Source organism: Aquiflexum sp. (assembly GCF_041751335.1).
Classification (GTDB): Bacteria; Bacteroidota; Bacteroidia; order Cytophagales; family Cyclobacteriaceae; genus Aquiflexum.
In genome coordinates, this window is sequence record NZ_JBGSXS010000395.1 from 1 (window position 1) to 11858 (window position 11858).

An 11858-nucleotide genomic window follows, 5' to 3' on the forward strand; every position below is an offset into this window, starting at 1 on the left:
ATAGCAACCAAATCAACATGGCCACCTATATGAATGACCTGACCAAAGCCATCTTTGATTCGGATATGAATGCAAATTGCACCCAGTTGCTTCTTGAACATTAAAGGGAATAAACTTCACCGTGGTGGGATTGAACTTAAATTATTTGAGACTATCCTTCAAAAGGATCATTTATCCAATCCAAATGCTTATATCTTTCTTTCATTTGATCCCAAAATCCATCACTCCAGTCATTGAAGACAATCGGGCTCCATCCTTGAGGGAAATCTTTCAAAATGGCAGCCGCCATTTTTCCGCCATTGCCTTTGGTGGTTGAATTGATATCGTAAAAATCAACTGTTTTGTATTCCAAGCTGTAAAGCAACTCAATACCTGTCGCGGTGGGATGGTTCATTTGGGTAATTGGCACTTTAGGCCGATTGGGATAATTTTCGCTGGAAGCGGCAATTGCGTCAGCATCAATTCTTACAAATTTGATGAAGTCCAGAGCTGCCAGATGAAGCGCAAACTGAATGATTTCTTTCGGAAGTTCTTTGATTTTGGTAATCACCCAGATTTGTGTTCCAGATTGGTTATGGGGAAGGAACATGGCCTCGAATTCTTTTCTTTTTATCATTTTCATATTTCGTTGTCATTTATCCGATAATAGTTCGACCCTTTCAGGGTATGATTACAACTAATAGAAAGGACATAACAAAAAAAAACACTCCTTTCAGATTCTCATTGTCCATTTGGAGTTGTCATGACTTAAGCAAACAATAGAACTATCCCAAATATCATTAGTCCAAAAGAACCAACAATTACAACAAAATTAGCTAACATGTTTGCATGAATAGGTTTCCAATAAATCGGATTGTGATAACCCTTTTTCAAACCATACCAAGACCTGATAAGAAAACTTACAATAATCAATATTATTCCTATCAATATATTCATGGCATTTGTTTAAAAACGTAATCTGTTAAAGCAATAGCTCGCTTTTTTCTTTCTGATTCAGCCATTTGAGGTAGGTCTTCAAAATATTTATCATATTCTGATATTATTCGAAATTTCATAGGGTGGTTATAAAGTGATTTGTAATGAGGGTAGGTAAAGAAGCCAGGCTTTTTTCCTTTCTTTAAATCCCAAAGCATTGAAAATGCTCTGTCAAACTCTTTTTGAGAATACATATATTTATTAAAATAATTCTTTAAATAATTTTGATTTTCATCTTTTACTTTTTGTTTCATATCCTTTATCCATAAATATAGGTAAAATGAAAATACGGAAAATACTAATATACCTATGCTGATATACGGATCAACATTATAAGTCTCCTCTAAATAATCAATTGAATTTATTATTGGTCCTACAAGTATAACAACTAGTATAAACTGAAGCCATTTTGGAAAGTATTTCATTTTTTTGAATAAATTTTTTCTGGGTCTTTGATTAAATTCTCTACCCTCCCTTCCACTATCCTGATCTTTTCCTCTTTCAAGAAAAACAACTCATAATCCAAGACCTTTATTTCGGCGAAGAGACGGTTTTCTCTTATTTCAGTAGTAACTACAAACTCCAAAATAGGAAGGTATAGTTTGAAACCATACCAATTTAAGCTTATTCAGGAAATGGTTTAAAACTGTTTGTAATTGGATCAAATGGATCTTCTTTTGGATTGTACTTAAAATAATTTAACAAAACCTCATCTAATCTTATCATCAATTCATCTTTTTCGATAATGTAATCATTTAAAATTTTATGAAACAAATAATGACATATATATATGAATGGAGAAGTTATAAAATTCAATTCATACGGGGTTCCGATAGCGTATGTAAATAATGTGCCTTTTGAATCTTTATGAATTCTATTTATTTCGATTGTTTTATGTCCATGCAAGTAAAGGCTGAAATTCCTGTATAGGGAATCGTAAATATTCCAAGTTTCTGTTTGCCGAGATAAAATTTCGATATTGTTTGGACCATCCCATAATGAATACCACGGAACAATATTTTTGTATTTAAAAAAATCTTTATTTTTTGTTCTGGTATATTCATTCTTGACTTCTTTAAAATCAGAATGATTTAAAAGTTGGTCATATTTTTTTTGATTTTTTGAATAATCAATATTTGATAATTTTGAGCCGACATCAATTTTGTATTGGTTTTTTAACTTTTCTGAAGTCTTTTTTAAATTTTCTTTGTAAAAAGGCTCAAAACCTTTTCTTTCTTCAAGTATCGAGATGAAGGCAATATCTTTACACTTTTTTTGATAATGTGTTTTTTTTATGAATAAATAATATGCTCCAAAGAAATATTCTAACGCTACTCTATTTAAAGTTTTTGTAGAGGTCCCAGTAATTCCATTTGCTATGTTTATTGAAATTGAATCTAAAATTTCAAGCAAATTTTTAAGATACATGTATCCAGAAAAGTTATTGATTTTATTTAAATCTTCATTTTTCATTAAGTCAATAGATATCGTTACACCAATATCTACAAGCTCATGCATTGTGTTTGAATAAAAGGTAAGCCATTTTTCTTCTTCTGACTTCATCCCTCACCCCCTTCCACTGTCCTAATCTCCTCCTCCGTCAATCCATACAGTTCATACACCAAGGCATCAATCTCCCGGTCAAGGCGGGTGATGTCGGTTTGTAAGGCTTGGGCTTTGGATTTTTGTTCATTAAAATAGGCCATCCACTTGGCTTCTTCTCCTAGGCTTAACTTGACCTTGGCTTTCTTCAACTCTCCCAAAAATCCTTTGAAGTCTAAGGAAGGCCAGTTTTGGAGTTTTGTTGAAAGCTTTTCAATTGGAAATTTTGCTACTAGCAATTTTGAGAAATTGGTTTCCAATTCATATTCATATTCCGTTATTTTCAAAGAATGATTAACGAGTTCACTCAACTTTGATCTTACATCTTCTGGAATTGCAGGTATAACAAAGCTCAAAATGTTATTAACATTTAATTTTGGAAAAGCAGCCCTTGACAGATTCACATTAGAAGTCCTAAAATAATTTGAACAAATCTTACTTGCTAAAATCGCAAGAATTGGTTTCAAAAAATCTTCTCTTCCCTTGATTGGCAAAAAGTTAAATACATCTGTATTATTTACGATTGGATTCTCTACATAAGTTATATCAATCTTTTCTTTAGATAAAATCCTATTGACCAACAATCTTGGGTTTAAAAAAATATCGGGATTTCTTGGGGCCGCTAAATTTGGGCCGTATTTAATGTATTCCTTATATGGCTTGATTAGAAATCTTTGAACATTCCCTGCTCCTATAAGCGGAAGATAGGATTCATCTACTTTTACAAAAGAATGATAAACTTTTTTGTTCATCATTTCCCTTGTTTGAGGAGGCGTTCCTTTTCCTTCTTCATAAGTCTTTAACCCTTGATATCCATTTAAAAAGTCAGAAACTCTAAATTTTCCATTTAACTCTAATACATTTTCAAATGAAAGATTGGTGTCTGAATCAAAATTGATAAACTCTACATTTTTAACATTAGCCCATTTCTTCTCAGCCAAATCATTAAGTCTGTCAGTAATTGATTTTAAGTCCTTTTCAATTGAAATAATTTTTGTTGATTTTGGAAACATTGGAACGACTGTTTTTTCTCCTGTTAAGATGACAGTATCCACAGTAGCATCTTCGAATACGCTAAATACATTAAGTATCTCTAAACAATTGTTTTCCAAGAAGATTTGATTTCGCAATCTTGAGTCATATTTAGTAGAAAGCCAATAATTCGGAATGATTACACTGTAATAAGAATTATCATGAAGGATTTTTAAAATCCTTTCCATAAAAACAGCATATGTATTGATTTGATATTCTGCTGTTTTGAAATTTTTATAGATAAATTCTTTACTAGGTTCATCTAAGGAATGTGATTGGACATAAGGTGGATTCCCCACCACCACATCAAATCCTCCTTTGGCAAATACCTTTGGGAATTGATCCTGCCAGTTGAAGGCCAAATCTCCTGCTATTTCAGGGTCATCGATCAGGGAATTGCCTACTTTGATATTGGAACTGAGGGTGCTGAGTTTTCTGCCTTTTTGGGCCGTGCGCAGCCATAAGCTAAGGCGGGCGATCTCCACTGACTCTTCATTGATATCGACTCCGAAGATGTTGTTTTCGAGGATATGGTTTTCCACATTGGGGAAGACGATGCTGCTGCCAAAGAGCATGGATTCGAGTTCGTCCAGGTAGCGGTGCTCGGCCATCAGGAATTCCAGGACCTGATTCAGGAAAGCGCCTGATCCGCAGGCAGGATCACAGATGGCGAGTTGCAGCAGCCATTCCCGGTATTTGGTGAGTTTAATCTTGAGTTCTCCTCTTCGCTTTTGTTCCGCATCCTTGGTTTTGTAGACCTTGCCTCTGGAGAAATCTTCATCTATGATTTCCAGTTCGGCTTTTTTCTCGGTGCAGAGTTTGCCGACGGTATTGTCCACGATGTATTTGGTGATGTATTTGGGGGTGTAGAATACCCCGTCCTTCTTTCGTTTGGTTTTGCTTTTGTCCACGATCGTCCCTTCCAGTGCAGCACGCACATTCTCGATGTCGTTGAGACTATGCTCGAAGATATGGCCGAGGATATTGGTGTCCACCTCAGACTCGAAGTCGTACTCGGTGAGTTTGAGTACGTGGGTTTTGAGGAGGTCATCAGATATCTTGAGACTGTCCAGCAGAGTATCAGGGGCAAAGAGCCCACCGTTATAGGCATGTATTTCGGCTTTATCCTTCCTAGCTGGCCGCCCGGTATTCATAAATCCAAAATACAGCTTGAACCGATCGTAGAGCGGGACATAAGAATCCAAATGTTCTAAAGTCTCCCATTGCTTAATAATTTCAGAGATGGAGTTGGGCGGAAGCAGTCCCTTGTCTTCTGCAAAGAAGATAAAGAGAAAACGGTCGAGCAGCTTTTGACTTTTCTTATAAAGCAGGAGTTCGTCCAACCCGGGATTTTGGGCGACCATATCCTGCCAGAGCTGCTGTTTGAAAGATGAATAATCGGAGTAGAGTTTTTTGGTGACCTGTTCCTCGACGATCAGGGATTCCGCCTTGATCTTTTGGGGAATTCCCTTAAGCAGGTTATCCTTTTGTAGCAGCAGCCACAGCAATCTAAACTCATCCTGCTTCATGTGCAGTATGGAGAACTCGTAGTAATCTACCGCATTGTGGATATAGAAGCGCAGCTTTTCAAAGTTGCTTGTGATGACATAGACACAATCGGGATGGTTGTTTTTGTAATTGAAAGCCTGATCCCGGATTTTTTCCAGGTCCTTGGTATCGGTGCCTTTGAGTTCGATCACTGCGAGCGCTTTGCCGTCTTTGAGGATGGCACCGTCGGTTTTCTTGCTGTCCTTGATATTCTTGAGCTCGGTAGTCAGATTATAATCCGGATCAGGATTGATCGTATAGCCGAGGATATTGACGAATAACTCCCGGAGAAATCCCTCCTGAAACTGTTCTTCTTTGGAAGCCCGGATATTTGCTCTGCGAAGGGGATCGTGGAAAAATGCCAGATAAGCGCCAAAAGCGGTATGCATGGGAGCCTGTTCCTGTGCAGAGAGGTATTTCTTAAGAACTGAATTCTGAAAAAGAGGCATAAGCTAGTATGTGATCAAAAAGGCATTCGAATTGTTTGGTTTTTGAAGATAGGGAATAAAGTGAATTTATGAGATTATGGAGACGGATTTTTAGTGATAAAGGATGAATTTAGAAAATTGAATAAATAAAAAGAGTTACCTGATTTTTCAGGTAACCCTTGATGATGGTTTTTGGAATTCTAAAGATTAAAGTGGATACCTCATCGTGGCAGCGATCAAATTATCCTCGGGCATATCCTCCGGGTCTGTCATATATACTTTGCCTTTAAACTCGATTACTCTGGCAGCGGCTTCATCAACCAAGCAGTGAGAAGCATCTTCCTGCTCGTCAGTGAGATTTATTTTGTGGGTTTCCGGATCATATTTCCCCCATAGGTGTTCATGGTTTTTATTAACCATTAATGTATCTACCGCACCTGTAAGCGCTGCTTTGATGATTTTGAGATTGTCATTGCTGACCGCCAATCCTTCTGCTTTTTTTGCCTGGAAATTTGCTTTTCTCTTTTTTCTTTCTTTCAAAAAATGAGGTTCTGCGATTTCCCATGATTTTTGGTGCAGGGTCAACATGTCTTTTTCTTGAAAAGCTCCACTGACATGACCATCCATCAAATGATTGTATTTACTGGCTTCTTTAAATATCGGAATCAAATAATCCACACCTGCAAGGTACATAGGCAGTGGGTTTCGATATAATAAAGGCTCAAGCATATTGGTCATCCTGTGAAAATAATTGAGGATCGTGACTTTCTTCACTTCATCCGAACCTCCATCATGTCCATGATACATCGCTCCAGCGTTGCCAATTCCCCCTTGACCATGAAGCTGATCCTGATTTTCATCCTCTTCCTCCTCAGTGGTGAAAGAGACGGCGACTTCCTCAGGGTCAAGTATAACCTCCTGTATGACACTTCTTGTAGCCTCGTAAAGTCTGATCCGGTCAAGATTTAATAACAAGAGATAATAGTGGCCGTCATCATTCAATTCAGGGATCATAGGTAGTAATAAGGGCTTGTTACCAATAAAATGACTGCTATCATTAGTTTCAATCGGGAGTTTGAATAGATCCATCTCTCCATTTTCTGACAGAAAACAAGCAAGCGTATCGGAGTTATTCTGCCAAAAACTGAAATTATCTAAAAGTTCCTGAGCGGGATCCAAGAGATTATTGATTTCTGAATTTGACATTTTATAGTCTTTCTCCAAGGATTCTTTCACGCCGGAAAGCTGGTTTTTGAAATGCGTCATATCCTGCTTATATCCGTTTGAACTCTGCCTGGAAGTGGGAGAATATATGGAAACCATCGGTTTGGCAGTTTTTTTGGATAATTTTATAAAATCTTCTCTATTAAAAATCTTCATATCTATTTTTTAAGGTTAAACATGTATTTTTGTTGTGATTAGTCTTTCGACTGATAAGAATGGTGCAAAAACCATTCCGATGTAGGAAAAATATTAACTAAATTATATTAAATATGAATTACACCGAAAATTACAAAGGGATTAAAATTGATGTTCAAGCACCACAAGTTGACCTCCCTGAGGGATTACAGGTCCAGATTAGAAAATCCATCGACAAGATTTCAAGATTCACACATGACATCAATGCTGTTGATCTTTATTTTAATATTTCCGGAACAGGGAAGACTGCTGTAAGACAATTGGGAATGAGAGTTGGCATTCCAGGACCTGATGTGTTTTCTGAGGAAAAGGCAAAGGACAGATGGAATACCATGTTGAGAAGCGTCACGGATAAGAATATTCGTCAGCTTCAGAGGGATAAATAGGGATTTCAGGGTTGATCCCTAAATCAAATTTTAGTGCTTATTTGAAGTAAGTGATATTTATTGATATTGGATATTTATGGATATTTTGATCCCTAGCTAGGGCTTTTTAATATCAATTTATATCCAATATCTATTAATATCGGAATAAAATTAAATTGGAATGGATTAAAGCAAAAGCGCTTGATTTTTTTTTATTGGTAAAATAATCAAAACATCCTAAAGCTTTTTATTTGATCTAAAAAGTCCAGTGCACTTTGGGGATTGACGATCAAAATGAATGCTATACCGAACAGTGCCCCATATAAATGAGCGTCATGATTGATGCCATCGGAACCTTTTTTAGCCTGTACGACCGAATAGATCAAAAACAAGATTCCCAGCACAAATCCCGGTAAACATAGGATTCCAAAAAGGCAGAGATCCGATAATGGCGTCAAGATGATACTTCCAAAGACAGTCGCAGCCACACCTCCTGATGCGCCCAAAGCATTGTAAAAGGAATGATCCTGATGTTTGAAATAGGTAGGAATGTCGGAAATCACAATGGCACCCACATAGAATAGCACGTAGGCAGCAATCCCGATAACCGTTCCAAATTTGAATATCAAAAACATCTCTACCACCCTTCCGAAAAAATAGAAAGTAAACATGTTGAAGAGCAAGTGGATATTGTCCTTGTGGATAAATCCCGACAGCACAAACCTGTCCCATTGCCCCCTATTTTTGATTATATAAGGTGTAAACATCCACCTGTTGAGCAGTTCAGGCTTTTTCCATGCCAGATAGGATGTCAATGCGGTGATGGCAATCAATATGACTGTTACGGATAATTCCATTTATTGAGGTGTTTAGGAGTCTTTTATAATTGAGTAAAGTTCAGGACTGAAATTGTCATCAAGTTGCCAACCTGCTAGGCGTCATCCCGAGGCACGAGGGATCTCCTGAGGTTCTATTTATATTACATTCTATCATTTTCTGATCCCCATGAGATGCCCCGAATCCCGGTAGCTATCGGGACGGGACAGGCTTTCCTTCGTCAGCATGACGGCGGCTACTATTAGTACGTCATCCTGAGGCACGAAGGATCTCCAGAGGTCCTATTTATGTTAATTCTATCATTTACTGATCTTCATGAGATGCTTCCTACGTCAGCATGACGGCGCTTCGATTTACGTCATTGGTAGGTACAAGGAATCTCAAAAGGTCCTATTTGTGTTCATATTAATCATTTTCTGATCCTCACGAGATGCCCCGAATCCCGATAGCTATCGGGACGGGACAGGCTTTCCTGCGTCAGCATGACGCCTGTTCCGATTACTGCCTTGTTCCTGTATTGAGTTTACTTCTCCCTATCCACCAGATTTTGAGTAAGGTCCAGAAGTTCCTGAAACTGGTTCTGAAAAGGTACTTTCAAGGAAGTGAACTCCGAAAATCCTTTGTCAAAGTACTCTTTCATTTTTGACTCTGTCAAGGCTTTTATTCCCAATTCATCATAGATAGCGGTTACTGTGGCGACTTTTTCTGATTTATCAAAATCTTTGGTTTCAATCCAGTTTTCCAATAAAGTCTTAGTGTTTGCTTTTGCGAGTTCTTTTGCTTTGAGCAATAAGAAGGTTTTTTTGTTGGAAATAATATCTCCACCCACCTGTTTCCCAAATTTTGCTTTATCTGCATAGACATCCAAAAGATCATCTTTCAATTGGAAACCTATTCCGATATTGACTCCGAAATTATAGAGATGGTCTGAATCCTCTTTGGATGCACCGGCCAGAATTGCTCCAAACTGAAGTGCAAAACCAAGAAGAACCGCAGTTTTGAGTCGAATCATATCAATGTAATCTTCCTCTGAGACTGTAAGGAGGGTTTCGAAGTTCATGTCCTTTTGTTGTCCTTCACAGACCTCAGCAGCGGTTTTATTGAAAAGTCTGATGCACAACTTGAGTTTGTCTGCTTCAATTTCAAGAAGCATGTCATAGGCTTTCACCAGCATCACGTCTCCTGAGAGGATAGCAGTATTGGCATTCCATTTTTCATGAACAGTTTGATTTCCCCTTCTCAGCGGGGCATCGTCCATGATGTCGTCGTGCATGAGTGTGAAATTGTGAAAAACCTCTACGGCCAAGGCGGGCGTAAGGATTTTTTGAAAATCCTCTTTGTACAACGAATAGGCCATCAAAGTGAGTAGGGGGCGGATGCGTTTTCCTCCCAAACTCATAATGTAAGATATCGGATCGTAAAGTTCTTTGGGTGATTCTCCGTAAGTAAAACCTTGGATATGGTTTTCCAAGGCATTTAATAAGTTATCGGCGCTTTTTTTGGCTTGGTTCATTATCGGCAAATTCCAGATCTATTGTTCTTCTATCAATATCCGTGGCAACTACACGGACCATCACTTTATCCCCCAAAGTGATCATTTTTTTATTTTTTGACCCAATAAGCCGCATGTTTTTTTCATCAAAATCATAATAATCATCCTTCATGTCCTGAACCCGGATCATTCCTTCGCATTTGGTTTCTGTGATTTCCACAAAAACACCCCATTCTGTGACACCTGCCACGATACCGTCATAGTCTTTTTCCTCAGCAAGGGACATGAATTCTACTTGTTTGTATTTGATGGAAGCCCTTTCTGCATCCGAAGCTCTTTTTTCTCTTGTGGAGGAATGAAGACATTTGTCTTCCCATTCTTCCTCATTGGGGGATTTGCCACCATCAAGGTAATGTTGCAGCAATCGATGCACCATCATATCAGGATATCTTCTGATAGGGGAGGTGAAATGAGTATAGTGCTTAAAGGCCAGTCCGAAATGTCCTTTGGGTTCAGTAGTGTATTTGGCTTTTGCCATGCTTCGGATGGCCAACTGTTCCAAAACATTCTGCTCAGGTTTTCCGACGATTTCATCCATCAGTTTATTCAATGCGGCTGAAATCCTAGTCCCTTCTCCCAATTTGACCTCATGGCCAAATTTCTTTGCAAAGTTGGCAAATGTTTCCAATCGCTCGGCATCAGGATTGTCATGGATCCTATATACAAATGTATCGTTGCCTTTGTTTTTGTTGTACACAAATTCCGCCACGGTACGGTTGGCCAGCAACATAAATTCTTCAATCAGTTTGTGGATGTCTTTCCGCTCTTTGACAAAAAGCCCAAGCGGTTTTCCTTTTTCATCCAATTTGAACTTGACCTCAACTGTTTCAAAATTCACAGCCCCTTTTTCAAATCTCCTCTTACGGAGTTTCTTAGCGAGGTCATTGAGATGGGTTAGTTCTTGAAAAAAGTCTCCTGATTGTTGGTCGATATTTTCCTGACCTTCTTCATAGGCAAACCGCCTATCTGAATGCGTTACAGTCCGCCCGATCCAATGTTTCAGGACATCTGCATTTTCATCCAATTCAAATACACAGGAAAAAGTCAGTTTATCTTCATTGGGTCGCAAGGAACAAAGCCCATTGCTTAGCCTTTCCGGCAGCATGGGGATAGTTCTGTCCACCAAATAAACTGAGGTAGCCCTATCATAGGCTTCTTTTTCCAATCCTGTTTTTGGCTGCACATAGTAGGTCACATCAGCGATGTGGACACCGATTTCAAGGTTCCCATTGTCAAGTTTTCTATATGAAATGGCATCATCAAAATCCTTTGCATCAGCAGGGTCAATAGTGAATGTAGGTACATCCCGCATGTCCAATCTGTTTTTGATTTCAGAACTTGGGATTTCATCGGGGATGGCATTTGCCTCTTCTTCTAAGGCTTTGGGATATTCAAAGGGCAATCCGAATTCCGCCATGATCGAGTGGATCTCCACTTCGTGGTCACCCGCCTTACCCAAGACCCTTGTGACTTTCCCTGTCGGGTTTTTGTCATCTTCCCGCCAATCGGAAAGTTTGACGACTACTTTTTGATTGTGTTGGGCACCGCCCAAATCTCCCAAATGCACAAAAATATCATGGTGCATTTTTTTGAAATCAGGTACTACGAAGGCATATCTTGGGGAAATCTCAATCCTTCCAACAAACTCATCCCTGCTTCTATTGACGATCTCCAAAACTTTTCCCTCAAGTCTTCCGGAACTTCCTTTGGTGGGATAGACCATAATTCTTACCCTGTCTCCGTCGAGTGCATGTTTGAGATCTGCCTCTTTTATCATCACGTCTTCTTCCAAATCGTGTTTTGGATCAGGCTTGATAAAGGCAAATCTTGGATTGACAAAATCCACTTCACCCTCTACAAATTCAGGTTCTTTGATAGAAGAAAAATAATTTCTTGGTGTCTTGGAGACGGAACCTGCCGCAGCCAATTTATGCAAAGTAGGCTCTACTCCACCTTTGGTGACCGAGTCTCTGATTTCGAGTTTTTTGATGATCTGTTTGGCATTGAATTCTTTGCCATAGTTGTTGTCCAAAAAATTCAGGACTTTTCTTGCCAACTGGGAGGCATCCATCACTTTCCCGCCTTTCTTCCCCTGTTGAT

General features: G+C 38.6%; 9 protein-coding genes. 1 reads left to right on the top strand and 8 read right to left on the bottom strand.

Features of this window, described 5'->3' with window-relative positions:
- Positions 1-151: 151 nt before the first annotated feature.
- The 5 genes from ACEW8U_RS21195 to ACEW8U_RS21215 all read right to left on the bottom strand — a co-directional run bounded on the left by ACEW8U_RS21195 (position 152) and on the right by ACEW8U_RS21215 (position 6965).
- On the bottom strand, positions 152-622 hold the full coding sequence (locus ACEW8U_RS21195) for a hypothetical protein (protein WP_373524051.1): 471 nt from the start codon (positions 620-622) through the stop codon (positions 152-154).
- Between the two features lie 310 nt (positions 623-932).
- A complete protein-coding gene (locus ACEW8U_RS21200) occupies positions 933-1400 on the bottom strand; it encodes a hypothetical protein (RefSeq protein WP_373524052.1) in 468 nt (155 codons plus the stop codon).
- 199 nt (positions 1401-1599) lie between these two features.
- A complete protein-coding gene (locus tag ACEW8U_RS21205; protein WP_373524053.1) occupies positions 1600-2538 on the bottom strand; it encodes a DUF5677 domain-containing protein in 939 nt (312 codons plus the stop codon).
- The gene (locus ACEW8U_RS21210; protein ID WP_373524054.1) at positions 2535-5606 is read right to left on the bottom strand and encodes an Eco57I restriction-modification methylase domain-containing protein; all 3072 of its coding nucleotides are present in this window, start codon (positions 5604-5606) and stop codon (positions 2535-2537) included. Before ACEW8U_RS21210 ends, ACEW8U_RS21205 begins: the two co-directional genes overlap by 4 nt.
- Positions 5607-5792: 186 nt before the next feature.
- Positions 5793-6965: a hypothetical protein gene (locus ACEW8U_RS21215; protein WP_373524055.1), complete on the bottom strand. Its 1173-nt coding sequence runs from the start codon at positions 6963-6965 to the stop codon at positions 5793-5795.
- A 113-nt stretch (positions 6966-7078) separates the two neighbouring features.
- Between ACEW8U_RS21215 and ACEW8U_RS21220 the strand changes: the two genes are divergently transcribed.
- A complete protein-coding gene (locus tag ACEW8U_RS21220; RefSeq protein ID WP_373524056.1) occupies positions 7079-7390 on the top strand; it encodes an HPF/RaiA family ribosome-associated protein in 312 nt (103 codons plus the stop codon).
- Between the two features lie 206 nt (positions 7391-7596).
- Here ACEW8U_RS21220 and ACEW8U_RS21225 read toward each other — a convergent pair whose 3' ends face one another.
- The 3 genes from ACEW8U_RS21225 to rnr all read right to left on the bottom strand — a co-directional run.
- A complete protein-coding gene (locus tag ACEW8U_RS21225) occupies positions 7597-8226 on the bottom strand; it encodes a rhomboid family intramembrane serine protease (protein ID WP_373524057.1) in 630 nt (209 codons plus the stop codon).
- 503 nt (positions 8227-8729) lie between these two features.
- The gene (locus tag ACEW8U_RS21230; RefSeq protein ID WP_373524058.1) at positions 8730-9719 is read right to left on the bottom strand and encodes a polyprenyl synthetase family protein; all 990 of its coding nucleotides are present in this window, start codon (positions 9717-9719) and stop codon (positions 8730-8732) included.
- A partial coding sequence (gene rnr / locus ACEW8U_RS21235; protein ID WP_373524059.1) for a ribonuclease R occupies positions 9691-11858 on the bottom strand: 2168 nt, incomplete at its 5' end. The genes ACEW8U_RS21230 and rnr, both read right to left, overlap by 29 nt.

Coding starts and splice junctions, on each gene's coding strand:
- ACEW8U_RS21195 (WP_373524051.1), bottom strand. CDS start 622: ATGAAAATGATAAAAAGAAAAGAATTCGAGGCCATGTTCCTTCCCCAT.
- ACEW8U_RS21200 (WP_373524052.1), bottom strand. CDS start 1,400: ATGAAATACTTTCCAAAATGGCTTCAGTTTATACTAGTTGTTATACTT.
- ACEW8U_RS21205 (WP_373524053.1), bottom strand. CDS start 2,538: ATGAAGTCAGAAGAAGAAAAATGGCTTACCTTTTATTCAAACACAATG.
- ACEW8U_RS21210 (WP_373524054.1), bottom strand. CDS start 5,606: ATGCCTCTTTTTCAGAATTCAGTTCTTAAGAAATACCTCTCTGCACAG.
- ACEW8U_RS21215 (WP_373524055.1), bottom strand. CDS start 6,965: ATGAAGATTTTTAATAGAGAAGATTTTATAAAATTATCCAAAAAAACT.
- ACEW8U_RS21220 (WP_373524056.1), top strand. CDS start 7,079: ATGAATTACACCGAAAATTACAAAGGGATTAAAATTGATGTTCAAGCA.
- ACEW8U_RS21225 (WP_373524057.1), bottom strand. CDS start 8,226: ATGGAATTATCCGTAACAGTCATATTGATTGCCATCACCGCATTGACA.
- ACEW8U_RS21230 (WP_373524058.1), bottom strand. CDS start 9,719: ATGAACCAAGCCAAAAAAAGCGCCGATAACTTATTAAATGCCTTGGAA.